Source organism: Thioflexithrix psekupsensis, from assembly GCF_002149925.1.
Classification (GTDB): domain Bacteria; phylum Pseudomonadota; class Gammaproteobacteria; order Beggiatoales; family Beggiatoaceae; genus Thioflexithrix; species Thioflexithrix psekupsensis.
The window spans coordinates 323,005-346,412 of sequence record NZ_MSLT01000023.1 but is presented as its reverse complement, the minus strand read 5'-3'; the positions used below and the strand labels follow the sequence as shown (position 1 = coordinate 346,412).

Sequence of the window (23,408 nt, the reverse complement as noted above, 5' to 3'; positions counted from 1 at the left end):
GAATTGTAAAAAAAGCACATTCGGCAATTTATTAAGAAAATAAGTGCAAAATAGTGTGTTCTTAACATCGAAACAATTTGTCAATTCTGCTGACCTGCACAGTGGAATTATACCGACAAATGGGGAATGCGTCATGTATTATAACCGTTATTCCATATTGCGTCGCCCACAACGCGGTGCAGTGCTACTGGTGGCTTTAATGCTACTGGTGGTTCTGACCATGTTGGGAATCAGTGCGACCCAAACCACCACGATTGAGACGCGCATGGCGTTCAATCTACAGGAGTATCTCCATGCGTTTGGCTCTGCGGAAGTGGGAGTCGGTTTGTCTCGTGCGGGTTTGAATGACAACTCAAAAGAAGCCATTCAAGCCTCGTTAACACGTTTTAAGAGCATTGCCTCTGGCGTGCCTGAAAATGGAACGTTGTCTATTGATCGCGGTAATGGGGAATCTTATCGTGTTGTATTTAACACCACACGGGTGCCGGGGGGATTTCCTGACACCAGTGGACGTTATGGCATGGTGAGTTCGGGTGAGATGGTGCATTTTATCACCACCAGTACGGGAAATAGCACCCAAGAAGCCGACTCTCCCCAAGTGGTGCTGAAATCTGGTGCCACGATTCCCACTCCGGTCAGCCGAAATATTACCCAAACAATCGGAGATCAATTCGGGACAGATTGGGATACGGGTGATTCTAGCAGTCCGCCTCCTGCTGTTGATTCTGGCGATTCTGGTGGAGATGCGCCACCCACACCGGGTGAGTCTTCAGAGTAGTCTCTTGTTTAAATAAAAAACCAATGTGATAGGCACATTGTTGTTCTGGATTAGGAGTCAAGCGTATGAAATGGTTACATGTATTCGCTGCGACATTTTTAACCCTGCTTGCAGGATTACCTGTTGTAGCGTCAGCGGATGACACGGAGCTTTATACCCGTCAAGTCCAAGAAATCACTGAAGATGTGCGCCCTAACATTTTGTTTATGTTAGACGCATCCGGCAGTATGTTGTGGCCCCTGCGTGACGAAACCACGGGGGCGGATATGGGGAAAAAACGCATTGATGTGTTGAAAGAAGCCTTGGTCGATATGTTGGATCAGGTCAACAACGTTAATGTGGGTTTAGGACAGTTCGCTGCCCGCAAGGGGGATGTGAATACACCTATTCTCTATCCAGTTGCTTACATTGACGGCACTGTAAAAAATACAGATGATGAAGTAGACGGCTATGTTTACAACACGGCATCGATTGTTCAAGGGGCAGACGATGCTGAAGAAACAATCAGCACCGGCCAAATGGTTCTCAATGATGAAACGTTAGAATTAACCACCTTAGAATCGGTCAGTATTGTTCGTTCTCAAATTTCAGCCAGTCGAGATGACGTGCGGGAATTTCTTAGTACTGGAGCGATAGGCGCGAAAAACGGCGACCCATCAGGTTCTAAGTTTGATTCTTTGGTGCTGGGCGATACGACGGGAGATAAGCATATTACTGGTTTGCGTTTTGGTAATATTTATTTACCCAGAGGCGCGATTATCAAGAGTGCAAAAATTGTATTTGCCGCGGCAGTGACGGATATAAGTGCCAATAAAACCAAACCCTTGATAAAAATTCACGGCGTAAATCAAGCCAATATGGACAGTTTTGCTGTCAGTAACAACACCTTATCCACTTTACCCAAAACCACGGCTAACATTGACTGGTTAATTGAAGACCCTTGGTATGTGGGTTTGACTTACAGTTCTGTGGAATTAGCCACGATTGTGGAAGAAATTTTGGCTCAACCAGATTGGAAAGTGGGGAATGGTTTAGCGTTTTTGTTTGAAAAAAATCCGCATGACGATAAAGCGGCATGGCGACGCTTTACGACTTTTGACGAAGACCCTGTACAAGCCCCTGAACTGCGAATTATCTATGAAATTCCGCCGGGTTTAGAATTCGACATGGTGCATGAACAGCGGGTGACTGGGGCAGACGGAGATGGTTTTGAGTTTAGAACGCCAACGCCATCTAATGCGTTTATTGCTTATACCAGCAAAACTGAAAGTGCTACGGAAGAAGGGACAACTTGGACGGATCAAATTCGCCTAGGCACTTCTTTCTGTACTTCGACAAGCACTGAACCAAAGAAAAACTCTTGTCGTGGCGAGTCCTTAATGGGTGTACGTTTTCCAAACGTGCCAATTCCCAAAGGCGTAAACCTCAAGGAAGCCCGTTTAGATTTTACCTACCGTACATCGAAGGAAAACCTCGGCACACAACCCTTGAGTTTAAATATTTTCGTTGAAGACAGCGTTAATCCTGAGCCTTTTGTATTAGGTATAGGCTCTTCAGTCAACAGAACCATGTTGGTTAATCACAATTTGTCCGCACGAACCCGCTCCAGTAGCAGTGTCCAATGGGCAAATTTACCCAATCAAGCAGAAAATCTGGTGGTGTCTTCTCCTAGCATCACCTCATTGGTACAAAGTCTCATCAATAAATCTGATTGGGATCGTACCAATAACGCGATGGTGTTCTTATTAGAACGGGATTTAACCGTGCCATGGAACAGCATGGCTGGACAACGTGCTATCCATTACACGGGAATACCAGGAGATATAACGGCAAATGACGAAACCAAAGCCGCTCGCCTTTTTCTGAAATGGGAAGCCAGCGGAGAAGCCACCGCTCCTGAAGCCCAAATGGTAGGTTTACGTTTCCAAAATGTCGAAATTCCGCAAGGAGCGACCATCAAAGAAGCCCGTTTGATTTTTACCAGTGCTTTTGATGCCAGCGCACCCAGTGACATTCAAATTCAAGCCGAAAGAGGCAGTTCCGTTGAGTTTACCAGCGCACCGGGTAATTTATCCAAACGTCCCCGCACCACGGCTAAAGTGGATTGGACACTTGATCCTTGGGCAGAAAATGAAACGTATAGCTCACCCGATCTCACTGCTGTTGTACAAGAAGTGGTCAGCAGTAGCAGTTGGTGCGGTGGTAAAGAAGGCATCACCTTCCTGATCACAGCCAAGTCCGGCCAACCATTGCGTAATGCCCAAGCCTTTGAATACAGTCGCTCTGGTGCGGCGCAATTGCGTTTTGTTTACGATTCTAAAGACATTAAAGGGACAGGTTGCACCACCTCAACTTTCAGTGGTCGGATCGTTGGGACAGATGATGATGTAGAAGAAACGGTCATTCGTGATGGCAGTACCGATGGTACATTGTTTATCGACAGTAAAACATTAGAATTGACGGTCAGTGGTAGTGGCGGTAAAGAAACTCAACGGATCGTAGGTTTACGTTTCCAAGACATTCCTATTCCCAAAGGCACAACAGTTAGCAAAGCCATTTTGGAATTTGTGGCCGATGCTAACACCAGTAATCCCGGCGAATTGACGATTCGCGCTGAAAAAGTACCCGATGCTAAACGTTTCATCGGAGAAAACAACGAACTAAGCAAACGTTCCAAAACCAGCACTTCAGTCAAATGGGTGTTAGATGCGGACAATGCGTGGGTGAAGGGGCAAACTTTCCAAACGGTTGATATTAGCCCAGTGATTAACGAAGTTATCAACCAAAGCGATTGGAAAACCTACAATGACATTGCCTTGTTTATTAGTGGAGATAAGGGCTTGCGAGAAGCCAAGTCATTCGATGCGTCACCGGGCGAAGCTCCTGTATTGCGTCTTGTTATTGAAGGGTCTTTGGGCGATGGCACCGTAAGTAATACAGTGCGGTCGCATTTGAAAAAAGCAGTCCGAGACATGTTTGTTCCCAATTACAGTATGACTGCCATCGTTGATGCGTTGTACGAAGCCTATTTGTACTATCTTGGGGGAGAAGTCACAGGCGGGGCTAATCGCCTAAATAATATGCACTACAGAGTAAGCCATCCGACCTCGCACACGGGAACAAATGCTATTCCTCAAGGTTGCAATATTTTGCTAGACCCTTACAGCGATCCTTGTGCGAAAGAAAAAATCGCCGAAGCCAAAGCCAATTACATCAGTCCCATTGCGTCTGCTTGTCAGGCCAACCATATTGTGTTACTCACAGATGGTCAGCCCACACAGAATACCGTTGTTGGACGGATTAATAGTCTTACTGCTTGTGGTAAGGGCTATCCGGATGGCACGCTCTATCTTGATAGAAATACAAAAGATGGCAGTACCAATAACGACCATGTGTGCGCACCTGAATTGGCAAAATACATGTTTGCTACGGACATGAGTGAGTTGCCAGAGTTTCAAAATGTGATGACGCATACCGTAGGTTTCCAATTGGGTAATGCGTGGTTGACCACAGACACCGGCAGCAAAGGCAGTCTGGTGCTGGACGCTAATGGCAATCCGCAATTAGACCCAGATATTACTGCACAAAATGCCCAAACCGTACGTTATATGAATTATATCGCAGGCATGGGTGGCGGAGACTTCTATCCCGCTTCGACGGCGACAGAATTATTGGATGCGTTTAAAGCAATTATTGCCAAAGCCATGACGACCAGTACTTCTTATGCGGCACCCAGTGTGTCTGTGAGTGCGTTTAACCGCTTATTCCATCGTAATGAAGTGTATTTTTCCTTGTTTAAGCCCGATTTTAAACAACGCTGGCACGGCAATGTGAAGAAATTCTTAATTTGCGATGGTTCTCAGAGTGGATGTACGCCGGGTGACATCATGGATGCGGATGGCAATTCTGCGGTACTTGGGCGTTATATTAATCCAGAAGCACGCAGTTTTTGGAGTTCGGACAAAGATGGCGAACGCATACAAGCAGGTGGAGCCGGCGAACGCGCTCAATCCGATTTGTCTTGGGAATCCAGTGCGGATAATGCTCGCCAAATGTTCACTTATTTGGGCGGCAGTTCTTCCTTGACCGGTACGGACAATGCGCTGGTTAGCAGTAACACAGGAATTACCGCCACGGCATTAGGAGTCAGTGAGTCAGAACGTGCCACTTTGATCGATTGGATACGCGGTAAAGACGTAGATGATGAAGATCAAGATGGAGTTACCAGTGAAATGCGCTGGCTGTACGCCGATCCGTTGCACAGCAGTCCTGCGGTGGTGACTTATGGTGGAACGGACAACAACCCGGATACCCGCTTATTTGTTGGTTCTAACGATGGCTTAATTCGTGCCATTGACGGGCGTACAGGGGCTGAACAATGGGCATTTTTACCGCCAGAATTGTTAAGTATTCAAAAACAATTGCGTCTCAATGAACCGGGATCACGAATTTACGGTGTAGATGCCAGTCCGACAGTGTGGTTCCATGACATTAATGGCAATGGCACTGTAGATGGTGGGGATACTGTAAAAGTTTATTTCGGAATGCGTCGAGGTGGGCGTAATATATACGCCTTAGATGTCACTAATCCTGCTTTGCCTAAGTTAGATTGGACGATAAAAGGGGGAGTCACTTCAGGATTCAGTAAATTAGGACAAACCTGGTCAGCCGCTCGACCAATATTGGTCAATTACGGCGGACAAAAACGTCTGGTATTAATGTTTGGCGGCGGCTACGATCCGAATCACGATCCCGTCGGCAATCCTGCGCCTTATGAACCCTCAAGCATGGGCAATGCGATCTACATGGTTCATCCCAAAGATGGACGCGTATTGTGGTCAGCCAGTGACTCTGGAGCCAGTCTGAATCTGCCCGATATGAAGTATTCTATTCCTTCTGACTTGGCTTTCATTGACAGCGATGGGGATGGTGCAATGGATCGCGTTTATTTTGGGGATGTTGGCGGGCAAATTTGGCGTATTGATTTGCGCAATATCGGTGGCACAGGAACACAAGGCATAGGCGGTGTTTTAGGACGCTTTGGTACCAATGGCGATCCGACAATGCACCGTCGTTTCTTCTATCCACCTGAAATTGTGCGGGTGACAGACACTATTTATTCCAGTGAAGATGTGTACGATTTGGTGTTGTTGACCAGTGGGACTCGTCCGAATCCTCTAGGGACAGCTATTCAGGATCAATTTTATGCCTTGCGTGATTTTTCGATTACAGGTTTACCTGATTACAACGGAGACGGCAAAGCCGATGACAAAGATAAAGCAGGTAATCCAACCACGTTCTCAACGGCAAAATTGAGCGAAATGGTGGATTTGACCAGTAATATTTTACAAACGGCGACAGGTTCAGCCCGTACTGCGGTTGTGGATCAAATGCGAGACAGCAAAGGTTGGTACATCAATCTGGTGGCAGAACCCGGTGAAAAAGGTTTAGCCAGTCCAATTGTGTTAGAAGGTAAAGTGTTTTTCGCCACTTATGCGCCGCCTAAAGCAGAAGCCAATCAAGCCTGTTCAGTGAGCAATGACGGCAATAGTCGCTTGTATGTGTTGGATATTTTAACGGCATCGGCGGCATTTGATCTGAACAAAGATGGTACGGTTGACAGTTCTGATCGTTCGCAAATGCTACGGGAAGGGATTGTCTCTGATCTCGTCCCGATTTATACCAGTAGCGGCGAAGTGCGCATACTTAGTACGGACTTGAGTATCTTAGGTCAGGACAGTTTCGCCACCATTCGTGTTCATCCGACGTTTTGGATGCAAGAATAGTCGTGTTCTGTGAGTAAAAAGAAAGGCATCGTGTGTCTTTTTAGATGCACGATGCCTTTAATAATGGGGTAGATTTTTTATAGGGTTAATTAAAATACATGCTTCATTGGCAGGAATCTATTTAGACAAATTAGACAAACGCCGATGGATTCCCACCCGTATCGCGGGGGGGTTGGGTGGAATTGGGGAGATTGCTGGAAAAATTGCCATCGCCTCTCTTACCCAATGCCTCTTTAGCCAACTCGCCAATGCCTGCCAGAGAACCAATCACGCTTGAAGCCTCTAAAGGCATCATAATGAGCTTTTGATTTTCCGCACTGCCTATCTTTTCTAAGGCCGCCACATAACGTTGCCCTAGGAAATAATTAATCGCATGAATATTACCGCGACTGATCGCTTGCGACAGCATCATGGTGGCTTTGGCTTCGGCTTCGGCTTCGCGTTCGCGGGCTTCGGCATCGCGGAAAGCCGCTTCTTTGCGTCCTTCGGCTTCTAAAATGGTGGCTTGTTTTTCTCCTTCTGCTTTTAGAATAGCGGCTTCTCGACTGCCTTGTGCTTCTAAAATGGAGGCGCGTTTTTCCCGTTCGGCTTTCATTTGTTTGGCCATGGCATCAACCAGTTCTTTAGGAGGCGCAATATCTTTGATTTCTATACGTAAAATCTTGACCCCCCAAGGATTGGTGGCTTCATCCACCACACGCAATAAACGGTGATTAATCTCGTCGCGTTTTGACAACAATTCGTCTAAATCCATTGAACCCATCACGGTTCGTGTATTGGTCATGGTTAAATTTAAAATCGCATCGTCTAATTTATCCACTTGATACATCGCCTCTGGCGCGCTGACAATTTGATAAAATACGACTCCATCGACACGCACCATGGCATTATCTCGCGTAATCACTTCTTGTGATGGGATGTCCATGACTTGTTCTTTCATGTTGACGCGATGGGTGACAAAATCGAAAAAGGGAACTATAAAATTTATCCCTGGTGTTAAGGTGCGGGTGTAACGCCCGAAGCGTTCTACAGTGTATTGATACCCTTGTTCCACGACTTTAACGGTCATGACGACCAAACCCATTGATAATACTAATACAATAAGAATAAAAATCCAAACGTCTGACATAATGCACACCCTCTGAATGGTAAAAAAATAAATCCGTCTACACACAAATATCGCTATGGTGAATCACAGTGTGAGCGCAGTGACTTTGCCACATTATGATGTCTGTTATCAATTCACAAGGGCAAAGGAGAAAAACCACCCGTTAAGTACGCGGTGAGCAGGCAATTATTTTGGACATGTATTTTATTTAATCACCTTCAATACGGGCTTTTTACGCTCTGAAGAACCGCCGCCAGTGGGTGGTGTTGAAGGCGTGGGGGGAGAAGGGTCTGTGGGCGTGGGTTTAGGCGAGACACCAAAATCTTCAGGTTGAAACACCATACCCTTATCGCCCGCCTCATGCGCAAAAATCGCCAAAATCGCCCGCATCGGCAACATCACCGACATCGCTTTGCCCGAAAAACGGGCATTAAAACTTAACCATTCATTATCCATTAGCAACTCTTGCACGGCCATGGGCGCAATGTTTAATACAATTTTACCGTCTTTCACATAAGCTGTGGGTACTTCGACCGCTTCATCTTCCGCATTGACTAAAATATAAGGTGTGTAACCATTATCAACAATCCATTGATACATGGCGCGTAATAAATAAGGCCGGACAGGAGACATTTATTTTTTCCTCAATACGTTGTTTAAACTGCAATGAACACAACATGTGTCCGAATCATCATCACTGCTTTTTTTGGACATTCTGATTCAGACAAATTCAAGCGAATAAAAAAGACAAAACCCAGCAGAAAAATCATCATTTTTTCTGCTAGGTTATTCACATACAGTAAGTGGCTAATAAACCAATAAACGTCTATTCGCCAATCACGTTTTCATGATTAATGCACATCGCGCCAATATTCTTTTTTCAGTGCATAAGCAACGACAAAGAATAACGCTAAGAATAACATCACTTTCCATCCCAAAGATTCCCGTTGTAAACGAGCGGGTTCGGCAGCGTAAGCCATGAAATTCACCAAATCGCGCACAGTGCGACGATATTCGGCTTGTTGTGCTTCGCTGACGTTGGGATCGGCTTGTAAACGTTCAATCACTTGATGCGTTTTGCCGTCGCTGTCGGTGACTGTTTTATAAACAGGCGTTTGCCAGCCTTGTAATTCCCATAATATGTGCGGCATCCCCACATCTTTAAACACTAAATTATTCACCCCAACAACCCGCGAATTGTCCACATAGAAGGTCATCAAGTAAGTGTAGAGCCAATCCGCACCGCGTGAGCGAGCCGTTAAAGTCAAATCAGGAGGAGCAACCCCAAACCACACCGCAGATTCTTTTTTCTGCATGGGAATGGTCATGGTATCCCCAATTTTCTTATCTCCGTTGATTAACGTGGCTTTCACAATATCTTCAGGAATTTCTAAATCCGTCGCCAAACGTTGGTAACGCACGAATTCTAGGGAGTGACATCCCATACAATAGTTGACAAACGTTTTAGCTCCACTTTGCAATGAGGCTTTGTCATTGACATCCACATTGGCCTTCATCAACGGAACACTAGGACCCGCCGCAAATGCAAAAGTTGGTAGCATTAACAGGAAAAAGAGAATGGCTTTTTTCATTTCATGGTCACTCTTTCGGGTTCGGGTTTAGTAGATTCAATGCTGGTGTAAATGGGCATCAAGATAAAGTAGGCAAAGTAAATCACGGTTGCCACACGAGCAGCCATCGTCAATTCTGGAGTCGCAGGCAATAAGCCCAATACGCCCAATACGATAAAACTGATCACGAATAAGAACAAAGCAATCTTAGATAACATGCCTTTGTAACGAATGGATTTAACCGGACTGCGGTCTAACCAAGGCAGTAAGAATAACACCACAATCGCCGCGCCCATCGCCACAACGCCCAGTAATTTATCGGGAACAGCCCGCAAAATCGCATAGAATGGTGTGAAATACCAAACAGGTGCAATATGCTCAGGAGTCACCATCGGATTGGCAGGAATAAAGTTAGCATGTTCTAAGAAATAACCGCCCATTTCTGGCATGTAAAATAACACCGCAGAAAACACAATTAAAAAGGCAATCACACCCGCAGTATCTTTAACCGTATAATAAGGATGGAAAGGAATGCCATCTAAAGGAATGCCATTGGCATCTTTCTTTTTCTTAATTTCTATACCATCAGGATTATTAGAGCCGACTTCATGTAAAGCAATAATATGCACCACCACTAAACCCAGAATAATAATCGGTAAAGCCACCACGTGCAACGCAAAGAAACGGTTTAATGTCGCGTCTGCAATGACATAATCGCCACGAATCCATAAAGATAAATCTTCACCAATAAAAGGAATCGCGCCAAATAAGGAAATAATCACTTGCGCACCCCAATACGACATCTGTCCCCAAGGCAATAAGTAACCCATAAAGGCTTCAGCCATCAGCGCAACATAAATAAACATCCCAATTAACCACACCAATTCCCGTGGTTTACGATACGAGCCGTACATTAACGCCCGAAACATGTGGATATACACCACAATGAAAAAGAACGAAGCCCCCGTCGAGTGCATGTAGCGCATTAACCAACCGTAGTCCACATCGCGCATGATGTACTCTACAGAAGCAAATGCGGTTTGCGCATCAGGCTTGTAATTCATAGTCAAGAAAATGCCCGTGACAATCTGAATCACGAGAACCACCAACGAGAACACCCCAAAATAATACCAAATGTTAAAATTTTTGGGTGCATAGTACTGCCCCATGTGTTCATTCCACATTTTCATCAGTGGAAAGCGGTCATCAATCCAATTGATTAAACTATTCATTAGGCAGCTCCCTTATCTTCACCGACTAACAGGTAGGTGTCATTGACATACATGTAAGGTGGAATGGTCAAATTGGTGGGGGCTGGCACGCCCTGAAACACTCGACCGGCCAAGTCAAACGAAGAACCGTGACAAGGACAGAAAAATCCACCTTTCCAACTTCCACCTAGATTGTGTGCATCGTCAATTTTGACATAACTGGGCGAGCAACCCAAATGGGTACAAATACCCACAACAACCAAATATTCTTCTTTAATGGCGCGGGTGGGATTTTTTGCATAATCGGGTTGGATGCTTTCGTTAGAATCAGGATCACGCAGTTTTGCATTGAGTTCTGGCAATACTTTCAACATCTCTGGGGTGCGTCTCACGATCCAAACGGGCTTACCACGCCATTCTACAATAATACGTTGTCCCGGCTCCAATTTACTAATATCAACTTCTACGGGTGCGCCAGCGGCTTGCGCCCGTGCGCTGGGCTGCCAATAGGCCAAAAAAGGAAAGGCCGTAAAAGCAACGCCAACACCGCCGACCACAGATGTCGCCGCTGTTAAAAAACGACGGCGACCTGTATTTACCGCTTCTGTACTCATGTCAGGTTCTCCAGTGACTTCTTAGGTGTTTATTGAGCAAACTTAAATCAAAAAAGTTGAACACGCATTATATCTCTTTTACCGTTGAAAAAACCAGATTAATCACCAGACAATCCCGCCTCCATCGCATCATAAAGCAACTCGATTGACACTCAAGCCCACGGCGGAAAATAGATAATTAATTGTAATTTTCTTAATATAAGTTAAATTTTGTTTGCGCGTCCATTTAAGTTATACAATATTTAAAAGACATCATTATCCATTTAAGCCAAGGTTCGATCAAGATCGAAAATGGGCTGTCATGGTTGTACCTCCAAGCGCAATCGTTGCACGATTTGCCCTTGTTGTAAATGTGTGGTGATGATTTCATCAATATCTTCTTGATCGACAAAGGTATACCATACTGCATCAGGGTACACCACCACCACAGGCCCAGCATCACAACGCCCCATACAACCCGCTGAATTGACACGCACTTGCCCTTCACCATTCAAACCTAAAGATTTAATGCGCTGCTTCATATAAAGTTGCATGTCTTTGGCGCGGTGATTTTGACAACACGTTTCTCCCTGCGCCCGTTGATTGGTACAGAAAAAAACGTGGTAACGAAAAAAAGAAGGAACGCTACTCATCATCAATCATCCCACACTTCAGTGAACAAAAGACAACATGGTACGTTAGAGTGTGACAGCTTGACAATGGGCTAACCTTTCAAAAGCGAGAAATCTGCATTTCTGTCTAACAAAAAAACAGTTTATTTTATTCCATCAATGCCTTATAATCGGCAGTTTTTACCGCAATAGCGTGTACAAAAACCGATTTTCTTTTTACGCCGACACACCTTGAAGAAGGCAGTCACTTTACTCTTTTTTGAGCGACTAGGACAATACAAATGGTTAGCATTCGACTCTCTCGTGGCGGATCAAAAAAACGCCCTTTCTATCACATTGTGGCCACCGATTCGCGTAATCGCCGTGATGGCCGTTACATTGAGCGTTTGGGTTTATTTAACCCTATTGCGGTGGGACAAGAGTCTGCGTTACGTATGGATTTAGCCCGGATTAATTACTGGGTGCAATGTGGTGCGCAGCCTTCTGACGTGGTCAAACAGTTGGTAAAACAATACCAAAAACAAGCTCCTGTTGCCACTGCTGCGGAATAAACACGAGTGTCTGATGCGGATAGCCTCTTAATTGTCGGACGAATCAATGGCTTATTTGGCGTAAAAGGCTGGGTCAAAGTTTATTCCTACACCCGCCCAATGACCAATTTGCTGCAATACCGCCCTTGGCAATTAAAGCAAGATCACACGTGGCATTCCATCGCTGTACAACAAGCTGCTGAACACGGTAAAGGGTTAATCGCGCTGATTGAGGGGTGTGATGATCGAGACAGTGCGGCGCGTTGGTTGGGAGCGGAGATTGGCGTGTTTCGCCACCAACTCCCCCCCAGTAATCCCGAAGAAGGCTATTATTGGTCAGATTTGATTGGACTACAGGTCATCAACCAAGCACAACAGATTTTAGGACAGGTAGAGTCTCTCATTGAAACAGGCGCAAATGATGTCTTGGTTGTTCAGGGAGAACGAGAGCGTTTAATTCCTTTTGTGTTTGAGCATGTGATTTTGCAGGTTGACCTTGAAGCCAAATTGATTCGTGTCGCTTGGGACAGTGATTTTTAGCCCTATGCAATTCGGGATTGTTAGCTTATTTCCTGAAATGTTTACCGCATTAACCCATGGCGGTGTGACCGCTAGGGCAATTGAATGCGGTTTAGTACAACTGCATTTTTGGAATCCGCGTGATTTTTCTCACGACAAACACCGTCGCGTTGACGATCGTCCCTATGGCGGCGGCCCGGGGATGGTGATGCAAGTACAGCCCGTTCGTGCAGCGATTCAAGCGGCGCGTGCGTTTTATGGTGCGGATGCGCGAGTGATCTATCTGTCGCCCCAAGGACGACGTTTGAACCAAGCGGGAATCACTTTGTTAGCCCGCGATTCGCGTTTAATTTTGTTAGCGGGGCGATACGAAGGCATTGATGAACGCGTTATACAGCATGATGTGGATGAAGAATGGTCTATTGGTGACTACGTATTGAGTGGGGGGGAACTGGCGGCAATGGTGTTGATTGATGCGGTAACGCGCCAATTGCCGGGGGCTTTGGGTGATGCGCAGTCGGCACAAGAAGATTCGTTTTGTCAAGGATTACTGGATTATCCGCATTACTCTCGCCCAGCGTGTATTGACAATCAGGCCGTTCCCGATGTTCTGCTTAACGGACACCATGCCGAAATCGCCCGCTGGCGATTAAAACAAGCATTAGGACGCACATGGCTGCGTCGCGCCGATTTACTGGCAAAACACGTTTTAACCCCTACACAACAGACTTTATTAGCTGAGTTTATCGGCGAATTTCAACAGAGGAATACAAATTAATTATGAATATCATTGAACAATTAGAACAAGAACAGATGGCCAATAAAGCCATTCCTGAGTTTGCGCCGGGCGACACTGTCGTGGTGCAAGTCAAGGTGAAAGAAGGCAATCGGGAGCGTTTGCAGGCGTTTGAAGGATTGGTGATTGCCAAACGCAATCGCGGGCTAAATTCGGCATTTACCGTGCGTAAAATTTCTCATGGCGAAGGCGTAGAGCGCGTGTTTCAAACCTACAGCCCTTTGATTCAAGAAATCCAAGTGAAACGCCGTGGCGAAGTGCGTCGGGCAAAACTTTATTACATGCGTAATTTAAGCGGTAAAGCAGCGCGAATTAAAGAAAAGATCGTGTCCAAGAAAACCGCTTAATCGTGGCGGCAAGGGTAAGGTGCATAAACGTATCATTCTCGCCTGTGCAAAGACAGGGCATTGGCGTTTATTCACCATTGATAACATGAAAAGGTGCATATTTATGCGCCTTTTTTGTTCGTGTACGATTGATTGACTCCAGATTTAAAAATCTTAAAATTCTGTTCATTCGGATTCAGGCAATCCATTGACGAATGATTTAATTCTGCTAAACAACATGAAAAAACACGCCCATTTATGGACACATAAGTATTTTTTTAAAATTTCATTACGTAAAGTTTTGATAATTGCATTTATTCTGCAATTACTTGTTATATTAAGTTTGGTCAATATTCTTTCCTTTCGTTACGGTCAACAAGCGGTTCTTTCTGTTACTGAACGTTTACGCGAAGAAATTACTGCAAGAGTCACACAAAACCTACAAACCTATTTAAATATTCCCGTCGCGCTCAATCAAATCCATTCCAATGCCATCGAAAGCCAGTTATTAAACCCTTATGAATTAAAAATATGGCGAGATTTTTTATGGAAACAAATTAAGTATCATGACAGCATTAGTTTTACCGTTTTTGGTAATGAACGCGGTGATTTTATTTCCGTAGGCGCAAAAGACGAAAAAGGCAACGCCATTACAGGAGTTAATATCAGCCGATTAAATGGTGAATATGATTTATATCGCTATCGTACCGATAAGAATGGTCGTTTAACGGACTTAGTCTCTGTCAATACCCACTTTGATCCGCGCACTCGGCCTTGGTATAAAGCCGCCGTAGAAGCGGGAAAACCCACGTGGAGTGATATTTTTCAACGCACCGACGATCCCAATTTAGTTCTCAGTGCCACACGTCCTATTTACGACTCCCATCATACTTTACAAGGTGTATTAACTACCAGCTTTCGTTTATCGGCATTAAGCGAATTTTTAGAAACGTTAGATATGCCAGAAGGCGGTCTGGTTTATATCATAGAAGATACCCACAAATTAGTCGCCAATTCCATTCGAGAACCTATTTATAGAATAGCCCATGATGGCGTTTCTAGCCTGCGTCGCCACACCGAACAAAGCGAACATAAATTAATTCAAATCAGCGGTCATCATCTACAAAATCAAATTAAAAAAAATGGCGCATTAGCACAATTTTGGAATAGTACTTTTGAATTTGGACAACAAGAATATTTATTGCAAGTCACGCCTTTTCAATTAGAGAAAAAAATTAATTGGTTAATTGTCGTGGTGTTGCCCAAAAAAGCCTTTATGTCGCCTATTTACGAAAGTACCCGCGATACAATTATGCTTTCATTAGTAGCCACTTTTATTGCCATGATCAGCGCATGGTTAATGGCGCGTTGGATTAGTCGTCCTTTGCGTCAATTACAACAGCGGGTTCATTGGTTAATGGCTTTAGATTGGGAGAAAAGTACGCTTCCTATTCAATTAAAAACGCCTGCTTTTTTTAATAGTAAAATGGAAGAAGTGGATGATCTTGCCCATTCTTTTAATGAAATGGCAAAAAAATTACAGCATTCTTTTGACACGGTTCAAGCCGTTTATAACAATGCCGCTTGTGGTATTATGCTATTTAATCTGGCGGGGCAAATTCGGCAAATGAATGATTTAGGCTGTGAATTATTTGGTTATCAAAGCGATGAAATGAATCAAGTTAATTTATTCCATTTAATGCCAACGATTGACAGAGGATATCATCAACAAAAACTTGCTAATTTACTCAATAATAAAACAGATAATTACCGCTCAGAACAACGTTTTAATAGAAAATCAGGAGAATTATTTTGGCTAGAAATATGGGTGGCTAGAATTGTACTAAATGGAGTCAATGAACTCACTTTTATGGCCGTTTTATTAGATGTGAATGATCGTAAGCGCATGTTACAGGCTTTAAATGAAAATCGTCAACGTTTGCAGTCGATTATTAACCATTTACCACTCATTTTATATCACGTCGATAGTAATGGCATTTTTACCCTGCTGGAAGGGCGTGGTTTAAATATTTTAGATATGAATCCTAGTGATATTGTTGGACAATCTATTGTTGCGATTTATAAAGATAATCCTGAAATTTTAAGAAATTTAGAAAAAAGTTTAAAAGGCGATTTTGTGCGCTATGAATTAGCACTGAATGAAGTAGTTTTTGAAGTGCAACAATTCCCCGTTCATAATGAAGAAGGTCAAACCACCAGTATGATTGGCGTTGCCCTTGACATTACGGAACGTCGTCAAGCCGAACAAGTGCTGCAACGCGCCCACGCCCAAGCCGAACAAGCCCGCAAAGAAGCCGAACAAGCCAATCACGCCAAAAGCGCATTTTTAGCCAATATGAGCCACGAATTGCGCACACCATTAAACAGCATTTTAGGTTATGCCCAATTATTAATTCAAGCCAATCAATTAAATGAACATCAAAAAGAATCCTTACGCATTATTATGCGCAGTGGAGCGCATTTATTAACACTTATTAATGATGTCTTAGATATTTCTAAAATAGAAGCAGGAAAATTAGAATTATTTCCGAGTGATTTTTACTTACCTGAATTTTTAAAAGAAATTGTTGATTTATTCCGTTTGCGTGCCACACAAAAGGGCTTAACGTTCGGTTATGAACAAATTCCAACCCATCACCAATTAGAAGGAAATAAAGGTTTTCCTATTATTGTGCATGCCGATGAGAAACGTTTGCGCCAAATTTTATTAAATTTACTCAGTAATGCTGTTAAATTTACCGAAAAAGGACATGTTTCTTTAAAGATCATTTACCGAGACAATCATCTGCGTTTTGACATCGAAGATACGGGCTGTGGCATTCCCACCGATCAATTAGAAAAAATCTTTTTACCCTTCCAACAAATCGGCTCACAAAATTACGTTGAAGGCACAGGATTAGGCTTATCCATTACGCGACGTTTGGTTGAAGCGATGGGGGGAGAATTGCACGTCAATAGCATGATTGGCGTGGGCAGCATTTTCTGGTTTGAAGTGCAACTGGCTGCGTTAAGCTATACGGTTAAAACGCCGCCAACGACCGAATTATTAACCATTAAAGGCTATCATCCTTTAATGACCTCTAATCATCATCCCAAAACCTACCGAATTCTAATTGTAGATGATATTTCTGAAAATAGATTATTACTGGTTAATTTATTAAAACCATTAGGATTTGAATTAAAAGAAGCAAAAAACGGTTTTGAAACGTTATTAATAGCTAAAAATTGGCGGCCTGATGCTATTTTAATGGATTTAAAATTACCAAAAATTGACGGCTTAAATATCACCCGCCGTTTGCGCAAACATCCTCGTTTTCAAGATACCATTATTATTGCTTTAACGGCTGATTTATTTGAATATAATCGAGAAAACAGTTTAGAGGCAGGCTGTAATTTATTTTTAACTAAACCTGTGGAACATCAGCAATTGTTAGATGGTCTGCAACAAACTTTACAATTAGAATGGGATTATGCCCCATCGTCCGAAGCAGAAAAAAATGCAGAAAAGAAAATCACCCCCCATCCTTTAGAACAACAGCAAAAAATCGACGCATTATTAAGAGATTTTGATCTCTCCACACATATCGAACAATTGGCGCATTTTTGCCGTGCTGGGCGCATTAGTCAAATTACTCAATATGTAAGAGATTTACAAAATCAACAGCCAGAATTGCAACCTTTTACGGAAGTTATTTTAACTCATTCTCGATCATTTAATATTGCAAAAATACAGTTGTTTTTACAGACATGTCAAAAAGAATAAATTCCGACAAAGCCCCGTCAATCATTCCCACGCCATTCACTCAATATTGCGTGGGAATTACTGTATCATTAACCGCTTTCCTACCCCGCCAATTTCTCTTTCAATAGCGCATTGACCTGCTCTGGGTTGGCTTTGCCTTTAGACACTTTCATCACCTGTCCAACAAAGAAACCAAATAATTTATCCTTACCGCCGCGATAATCAGCCAATTGCTGCGGGTGCGCCGCAATCACGTCGTCAATTAACTGCGCAATTGCGCTTGTATCTGTGACTTGTTTAAGTCCACGTTCTTCAATAATCGCATCCACATCACCCTGTTCACCTTGTTGCCACAATAACTCGAAAATATCCTTCGCTATTTTGCCCGAAATTGTGTTGTCTTGAATGCGCCGCAATAACTTCGCCAAATGTGCCGCACTGACTGGAGATTGGGTAATGTCTAAATTAGACTTATTTAACGCCGCAGCCAAATCGCCCATCACCCAATTCGCGCATAATTTCGCCTCACATTCTGCATTTTGCACCGTTTCTTCAAAATAATCCGCTAAATCTCGACTTGCCGTTAATACCGACGCATCATATTTTGACAAACCATAATGCGAAACAAAACGCTGCTTTTTCGCATCGGGTAATTCTGGTAAAGCGACCCGTATCTCCTGCAAAAATTCAGGCTCAATCATCAACGGTAATAAATCAGGATCAGGAAAATAACGATAATCGTTGGCTTCTTCCTTACTGCGCATGGCGCGGGTTTCGTTTTTATCGGCATCATATAAACGGGTTTCTTGCACCACTTTCCCGCCATTTTCTAACAACTCAATTTGCCGTTCAATTTCATAATTAATAGCGCGCTCGACAAAACGAAACGAATTGAGATTTTTAATTTCCGCTCGCGTACCAAATGCCGCTTGTCCCTCTGGACGCACGGAAACATTGGCATCACAACGAAACGATCCCTCTTGCATATTGCCATCACAAATCTCTAAATACTGCACCAAAGCATGCAGCTTTTTCATATACGCCACTGCTTCTTTAGCCGAACGCATATCAGGCTCAGAAACAATTTCTAATAATGGCGTACCTGCGCGATTTAAATCAATTCCACTGCAACCTTGAAAATCTTCATGTAATGATTTGCCTGCATCTTCTTCTAAATGCGCTCGCGTAATGCCAATTATTTTCTCCGTGCCATCCTCTAATTCAATCGCTAATTGCCCCTGTTGCACCACAGGCAATTCATATTGACTAATTTGATAACCTTTGGGTAAATCAGGATAGAAATAATTTTTACGCGCAAACACCGAACGCGGAGCCACCGTCGCATCCACGGCTAAACCAAATTTAGCCGCCATACGCACCGCTTCTGCATTTAACACAGGCAAAGTCCCCGGCAAGCCCAAATCCACCGCACACGCCTGCGTATTAGGCGCAGCACCATAAGCAGTTGACGCGCCTGAAAAAATTTTACTGCGCGTCGCCAATTGCGCGTGAACTTCTAAACCGATGACGACTTCCCATTTTGTCATTCTCTTAATCCTCTAAGATAAAAAATTAACGCTTAAATAAACGCTCTTTTTCTCGTTGCCAATCGCGTTGTTTTTCGGTTTCGCGTTTATCATAATCTTTTTTGCCTTTGGCTAAAGCAATTTCTAATTTAGCCAAGCGTTTTTTCCAATACATTGCGGTTGGAATTAAAGTATAACCTTGACGCTCTACCGCGCCCACTAATTTACTTAATTCAGAACGGCGTAATAATAATTTACGTGTCCGTTGCGATTCAGGTTGAATATGGGTAGATGCGGTGGCTAATGGCGTAATTAATGCGCCGAATAAAAAGGCTTCACCATTTTTTAATAACACATAGGCATCTCGAATTTGCGCTTTTCCTGAACGCAAACTTTTCACTTCCCACCCTTCCAACGCAATGCCCGCTTCATAACGTTGTTCTAAATGATAATCGTGACTTGCCTTTTTATTCAGGCAAATTGTGCCAGTGCCTGATTTTTTATCGTCTTTATTTTTCTTGCTCATAATTGCCTATTAAATCGTGTTATGTATCGAGTAAAGAAGCGCGTAATAACATTTGCGTATACGGGTGTTGTGCTTGTGAGAAAATTTGCGTGGTTTCTCCTTGTTCAACACAACGTCCCTGTTGCATCACCAATACCCGATGTGCCATTGTGCGCACTACGGCTAAATCGTGCGTAATAAATAAATAGCTTATTTTATAGCGCAATTGCAAGTTTTTTAACAGCAATAAGACTTGTTTTTGAATTGAGACATCTAAGGCACTGGTTGGCTCATCTAATAAAATCAAACGCGGCCGAATAATCACCGCTCGCGCAATCGCAATGCGTTGTCGCTGTCCACCTGAGCATTGGTGAGGATAGCGCGTTAAAAAATCCGCCGACAAGCCCACTTCTTCCAACATCGCCAATACCCGCGCTTGACGTTGTGCAGCAGTTAATTCGGGTTCATGAATCAACAAACCTTCACCCACAATTTGCTCAATGGTTAAACGCGGCGATAAAGAAGAATAAGGGTCTTGAAACACGATTTGTAATGATTTTCTCAGCGGTTTCATTTCCCGCGCCGATAAATCTTGAATGAATTGTTCTTGAAAAGAAATCGTGCCGCGACAAGATTGCAATTTTAATAAACACAATCCTAAAGTTGTTTTTCCCGATCCCGATTCGCCCACAATGGCCACGGTTTCGCTGGGATAAATATCAATATCTATTTCTCTCACAGCGTGATAAGTAGAGACCGATTTTTTTAATAAATGTTTGAAGAAAAGTGTCGCCGCGCTGTCTAATTGAAACTTACAATCTAACTGTTGTGCTGAAAGTAAAGAAGTAGGATTTTCTTCACGCAAAAAAGGCGGAGGAAAACCACTGGGCTGACTATTTAATAATTGTTGGGTATAAGGATGTTTAGGCTGTTGAAACAATAAGGGAGTCGGAGCTAATTCAAGTAATTGTCCCTGTTGCATCACGCCAATACGATCACTGAATCGCCGCACTAAATTCAAATTATGGCTAATAAATAAAATTGCCATTCCATATTCAGCTTGTAACTTTAATAATAATTCAATAATTTGCAATTGAATCGTCACATCTAATGCCGTGGTCGGTTCATCAGCAATAAGCAATTGCGGCCGACACGTCAACGCCATCGCAATCATCACCCGTTGTCGCTGTCCACCCGATAGCCGATGGGGATAAGTATTAAAACGCTGTTCGGGGTGATCAATACCCGTTTGATTTAATAACGCAATCGCTTGTTTTTTCGCTTGAGAAAAAGTCAAAGATTGGTGTAACAATAAAGGCTCTACAATTTGTTGTCCAATCGTTTTTAAAGGATTTAATGCCGTCATGGGTTCTTGAAAAATAATGGCAATCTGTCGTGTGCGAATTTTTTGCCATTGGTTTTGCGAAAAAGACAGTAAATTTTTTCCTTGAAAATAAATGGCCCCTTGATAACGCACCTGTTGCGGTGAATGCAAGCCCAAAATTGCCAATGCGGTGACTGATTTGCCCGATCCCGACTCCCCCACTAAGGCAAACCGTTCGCCCGCCTCAAGCGTCAACGATAAATCCTGCACCACCGCACGATGGGCAGGCGCAAAACTAAGGGAAAAACGGTCTAAGTGCAGCAAAGGAGACATCATGTCGTTGTGCAGGGCAGTTATTTGAACGTTATGAGGAGAATATTATATCTGCAAACTACAGCGGTAGTGGCAACTGGATTGGAGCGGTTGACGTGGCGGAGAGAAGCTGAGGATGATCAGGCTTGGTTTTCAGCAAGTTATCTCAAGATGACTTTTTCTCCGGACGCTGCCATCGCGCAAAAGACACCTGAGATGATCGACTTAAAGTCAACTGCTCTGCGGGCGCGTCTTTAGTGATGGTCGAACCCGCGCCGATGGTTGCACCCGCGCCGACGGTGACAGGAGCAACCAGTTGCGTATCCGAACCAATGAACGCACCATCACCAATTACCGTTTTATGTTTATTCACGCCATCATAATTACAGGTGATAGTCCCCGCGCCAATATTGACTTTTTGCCCTATATCGCTGTCGCCAATGTAACTTAAATGATTGATTTTTGAGCCATAACCCACAGTAATCTTTTTAGTTTCAACAAAATTACCAATTTTCACCTGATCGGCCAACACCGTACCCGGCCGCAAGCGCGCAAACGGCCCTATGACACAACCTTGTCCCACAACCGTATTTTCTAATACAGAATGCGGCAAAATTTCCACATCATCGGCTAATGTGACATTGTGTAAAATACAATTTGCTCCAATTTGTACTCTTGATCCAATACGATTATGTCCACTCAAAATCACATTAACATCAATTAAAACATCTTCTCCCATCAATTCCACGTGACCACGAATGTCTAAACGCGCAGGGTCTAACACCGTGACCCCTTGCAACATCAGTTGTTCCACCTGCTGTTGTTGATAATAACGCTCCAAAGTCGCTAATTGTACGCGGTCATTAATCCCTAATACTTCTTGTGTTTTTTGCGTGGTGAAGGTTTTTATGGTGATCTGTTCATTAACCGCTAAGGCAATAATATCCGTTAAATAATACTCGCCTTGGGCGTTATTATTCTGAACTTGCGTCAACCAGCGGCGTAAATGTGCGGCGGACACGGCAATGATGCCTGTATTAACTTCGTTGATTTGTCGAATGACATCATTCGCTTCTTTTTCTTCTACAATTCGTAAAACAGAACCATTCACATCGCGTACAATTCTCCCATATCCCGTGGGATTGTCTAAAGCGACGGTCAATAAAGCAAGAGTGTGATGATTGGCCGCTTGAATCAGAAGACGCAGCGTGTCCGTTGAAATCAACGGCACATCTCCGTACAACACCAACACTAAAGCCGGATCGACCAAATGAGGCAACACTTGGGCAACAGCATGTCCGGTGCCGAGTTGTTCGGTCTGATGAACCCAATGAATTTCGGATTCATGGGCAAACGCAGACTGTACTTGTGCGCCACCATGACCATAAACAATGTAAACATCATTGTTGGGTAAGGCACGCGCCGCCGTCAGTACATGTGCCAATAAAGGCCGTCCAGCAAGGGGATGTAAAACTTTAGGTAGGGCAGAACGCATACGCGCACCACGCCCCGCAGCAAGAATAACGGTGGTCAGTTTCAAGGTCGCACACGCAAAGCGGGTCAATACCCAATCAGGTAGGAATCAAAAAAATACGTTACATCTCACACCACTCGTTTGCCGCTCTTCGCCCGCATTCATTCACAACAGGGGAAAAGCAGCAAAACAAGGGCTATCTCACTAGCGCACTTGTTTAATTTTACGCAAGCGATCTAAGGCTTGTAACTGTGCCATCGCTTCGGCCAATTCAGCAGAAGCACGCGAGTAATCAATATCGGCTTTCTGATCGGACAACATTTTTTCGGCACGTTGTTTGGCTTCTAAGGCTGCCGCTTCGTCAATGTCTTTGGCGCGCAAGGCCGTGTCGGCTAATACTGTCACAAGGTGCGGCTGCACTTCAATAATACCACCAGAAATAAAAAATGATTCTTCTTGTCCCGGTGCAATCAACACACGCACTTCACCCGGTTTTAATGGTGACAGAAAAGGCGTGTGACGCGGCAAAACACCCACTTCGCCCTCAAGCGCGGGTGCAAACACAGCCTCAGCCAATCCAGAAAAAATCTGCGCTTCCGCACTCACAATATCAACATGAATGGTCATGGTCATAACAAATATCCCGTTTATCTC

Annotated in this window: 18 protein-coding genes; 7 read left to right on the top strand and 11 right to left on the bottom strand. The window is 43.8% G+C overall.

What is annotated here, in order from left to right; all coding sequences use genetic code 11:
• Positions 1–133: 133 nt before the first annotated feature.
• Both TPSD3_RS14195 and TPSD3_RS14190 read left to right on the top strand, forming a co-directional pair.
• On the top strand, positions 134–778 hold the full coding sequence (locus TPSD3_RS14195) for a PilX N-terminal domain-containing pilus assembly protein (RefSeq protein ID WP_086489202.1): 645 nt from the start codon (positions 134–136) through the stop codon (positions 776–778).
• Positions 779–843: 65 nt separating this feature from the next.
• Entirely contained in the window at positions 844–6,564 is a 5,721-nt protein-coding gene (locus tag TPSD3_RS14190) for a PilC/PilY family type IV pilus protein (protein ID WP_086489201.1), read from the top strand.
• A gap of 130 nt (positions 6,565–6,694) precedes the next feature.
• Here TPSD3_RS14190 and TPSD3_RS14185 read toward each other — a convergent pair whose 3' ends face one another.
• From TPSD3_RS14185 to TPSD3_RS14160, 6 genes are all read right to left on the bottom strand, one after another.
• Positions 6,695–7,693 (bottom strand): SPFH domain-containing protein, encoded by a 999-nt coding sequence (locus TPSD3_RS14185; RefSeq protein ID WP_086489200.1) that lies wholly within the window; start codon positions 7,691–7,693, stop codon positions 6,695–6,697.
• 183 nt (positions 7,694–7,876) lie between these two features.
• Positions 7,877–8,305 (bottom strand): ClpXP protease specificity-enhancing factor, encoded by a 429-nt coding sequence (locus TPSD3_RS14180; RefSeq protein WP_086489199.1) that lies wholly within the window; start codon positions 8,303–8,305, stop codon positions 7,877–7,879.
• 218 nt (positions 8,306–8,523) lie between these two features.
• The gene (locus TPSD3_RS14175) at positions 8,524–9,264 is read right to left on the bottom strand and encodes a cytochrome c1 (protein WP_086489198.1); all 741 of its coding nucleotides are present in this window, start codon (positions 9,262–9,264) and stop codon (positions 8,524–8,526) included.
• Complete coding sequence (locus tag TPSD3_RS14170) at positions 9,261–10,475, bottom strand: cytochrome b (RefSeq protein ID WP_086489197.1); 1,215 nt, start codon at positions 10,473–10,475, stop codon at positions 9,261–9,263. The genes TPSD3_RS14175 and TPSD3_RS14170 overlap by 4 nt, the downstream gene beginning before the upstream one ends.
• Entirely contained in the window at positions 10,475–11,068 is a 594-nt protein-coding gene (gene petA, locus TPSD3_RS14165) for a ubiquinol-cytochrome c reductase iron-sulfur subunit (protein WP_086489196.1), read from the bottom strand. Before petA ends, TPSD3_RS14170 begins: the two co-directional genes overlap by 1 nt.
• A 299-nt stretch (positions 11,069–11,367) precedes the next feature.
• The gene (locus TPSD3_RS14160; RefSeq protein ID WP_245391612.1) at positions 11,368–11,703 is read right to left on the bottom strand and encodes a (2Fe-2S) ferredoxin domain-containing protein; all 336 of its coding nucleotides are present in this window, start codon (positions 11,701–11,703) and stop codon (positions 11,368–11,370) included.
• A 257-nt stretch (positions 11,704–11,960) separates the two neighbouring features.
• Here TPSD3_RS14160 and rpsP point away from each other — a divergent pair, with 257 nt between their 5' ends.
• The 5 genes from rpsP (at position 11,961) to TPSD3_RS14135 (ending at position 17,634) form a co-directional block, all read left to right on the top strand.
• A complete protein-coding gene (gene rpsP, locus TPSD3_RS14155) occupies positions 11,961–12,230 on the top strand; it encodes a 30S ribosomal protein S16 (RefSeq protein ID WP_086489192.1) in 270 nt (89 codons plus the stop codon).
• Between the two features lie 6 nt (positions 12,231–12,236).
• Positions 12,237–12,749 (top strand): ribosome maturation factor RimM, encoded by a 513-nt coding sequence (gene rimM / locus TPSD3_RS14150; protein ID WP_086489190.1) that lies wholly within the window; start codon positions 12,237–12,239, stop codon positions 12,747–12,749.
• Between the two features lie 4 nt (positions 12,750–12,753).
• Entirely contained in the window at positions 12,754–13,506 is a 753-nt protein-coding gene (gene trmD, locus TPSD3_RS14145) for a tRNA (guanosine(37)-N1)-methyltransferase TrmD (protein ID WP_086489189.1), read from the top strand.
• Positions 13,506–13,871: a 50S ribosomal protein L19 gene (gene rplS, locus TPSD3_RS14140; protein WP_425353097.1), complete on the top strand. Its 366-nt coding sequence runs from the start codon at positions 13,506–13,508 to the stop codon at positions 13,869–13,871. The genes trmD and rplS overlap by 1 nt, the downstream gene beginning before the upstream one ends.
• A gap of 217 nt (positions 13,872–14,088) precedes the next feature.
• The gene (locus tag TPSD3_RS14135; protein WP_086489185.1) at positions 14,089–17,634 is read left to right on the top strand and encodes an ATP-binding protein; all 3,546 of its coding nucleotides are present in this window, start codon (positions 14,089–14,091) and stop codon (positions 17,632–17,634) included.
• An 80-nt stretch (positions 17,635–17,714) separates the two neighbouring features.
• Here the strand turns inward: TPSD3_RS14135 and gatB are convergent, their stop codons facing one another.
• The 5 genes from gatB to TPSD3_RS14110 form a co-directional block, all read right to left on the bottom strand.
• Positions 17,715–19,160 carry an Asp-tRNA(Asn)/Glu-tRNA(Gln) amidotransferase subunit GatB gene (gene gatB, locus TPSD3_RS14130; protein WP_086489183.1) on the bottom strand — a complete coding sequence of 482 codons (1,446 nt, stop codon included), beginning with the start codon at positions 19,158–19,160 and terminating at the stop codon, positions 17,715–17,717.
• A 25-nt stretch (positions 19,161–19,185) separates the two neighbouring features.
• Positions 19,186–19,665, bottom strand: a complete 480-nt coding sequence (smpB, locus tag TPSD3_RS14125; RefSeq protein ID WP_086489181.1) for an SsrA-binding protein SmpB — start codon at positions 19,663–19,665, stop codon at positions 19,186–19,188.
• Positions 19,666–19,684: 19 nt separating this feature from the next.
• Positions 19,685–21,304, bottom strand: coding sequence for an ABC transporter ATP-binding protein (locus tag TPSD3_RS14120; protein WP_245391611.1), 1,620 nt, complete (start codon positions 21,302–21,304; stop codon positions 19,685–19,687).
• A 142-nt stretch (positions 21,305–21,446) separates the two neighbouring features.
• Positions 21,447–22,820 carry a bifunctional UDP-N-acetylglucosamine diphosphorylase/glucosamine-1-phosphate N-acetyltransferase GlmU gene (glmU, locus tag TPSD3_RS14115; RefSeq protein ID WP_176329886.1) on the bottom strand — a complete coding sequence of 458 codons (1,374 nt, stop codon included), beginning with the start codon at positions 22,818–22,820 and terminating at the stop codon, positions 21,447–21,449.
• Positions 22,821–22,958: 138 nt separating this feature from the next.
• Positions 22,959–23,387, bottom strand: a complete 429-nt coding sequence (locus TPSD3_RS14110; protein WP_086489177.1) for a F0F1 ATP synthase subunit epsilon — start codon at positions 23,385–23,387, stop codon at positions 22,959–22,961.
• Positions 23,388–23,408 lie beyond the last annotated feature (21 nt).

Coding starts and splice junctions, on each gene's coding strand:
- TPSD3_RS14195 (WP_086489202.1), top strand. CDS start 134: ATGTATTATAACCGTTATTCCATATTGCGTCGCCCACAACGCGGTGCA.
- TPSD3_RS14190 (WP_086489201.1), top strand. CDS start 844: ATGAAATGGTTACATGTATTCGCTGCGACATTTTTAACCCTGCTTGCA.
- TPSD3_RS14185 (WP_086489200.1), bottom strand. CDS start 7,693: ATGTCAGACGTTTGGATTTTTATTCTTATTGTATTAGTATTATCAATG.
- TPSD3_RS14180 (WP_086489199.1), bottom strand. CDS start 8,305: ATGTCTCCTGTCCGGCCTTATTTATTACGCGCCATGTATCAATGGATT.
- TPSD3_RS14175 (WP_086489198.1), bottom strand. CDS start 9,264: ATGAAAAAAGCCATTCTCTTTTTCCTGTTAATGCTACCAACTTTTGCA.
- TPSD3_RS14170 (WP_086489197.1), bottom strand. CDS start 10,475: ATGAATAGTTTAATCAATTGGATTGATGACCGCTTTCCACTGATGAAA.
- petA (WP_086489196.1), bottom strand. CDS start 11,068: ATGAGTACAGAAGCGGTAAATACAGGTCGCCGTCGTTTTTTAACAGCG.
- TPSD3_RS14160 (WP_245391612.1), bottom strand. CDS start 11,703: ATGATGAGTAGCGTTCCTTCTTTTTTTCGTTACCACGTTTTTTTCTGT.
- rpsP (WP_086489192.1), top strand. CDS start 11,961: ATGGTTAGCATTCGACTCTCTCGTGGCGGATCAAAAAAACGCCCTTTC.
- trmD (WP_086489189.1), top strand. CDS start 12,754: ATGCAATTCGGGATTGTTAGCTTATTTCCTGAAATGTTTACCGCATTA.
- TPSD3_RS14135 (WP_086489185.1), top strand. CDS start 14,089: ATGAAAAAACACGCCCATTTATGGACACATAAGTATTTTTTTAAAATT.
- gatB (WP_086489183.1), bottom strand. CDS start 19,160: ATGACAAAATGGGAAGTCGTCATCGGTTTAGAAGTTCACGCGCAATTG.
- smpB (WP_086489181.1), bottom strand. CDS start 19,665: ATGAGCAAGAAAAATAAAGACGATAAAAAATCAGGCACTGGCACAATT.
- TPSD3_RS14120 (WP_245391611.1), bottom strand. CDS start 21,304: ATGATGTCTCCTTTGCTGCACTTAGACCGTTTTTCCCTTAGTTTTGCG.
- TPSD3_RS14110 (WP_086489177.1), bottom strand. CDS start 23,387: ATGACCATGACCATTCATGTTGATATTGTGAGTGCGGAAGCGCAGATT.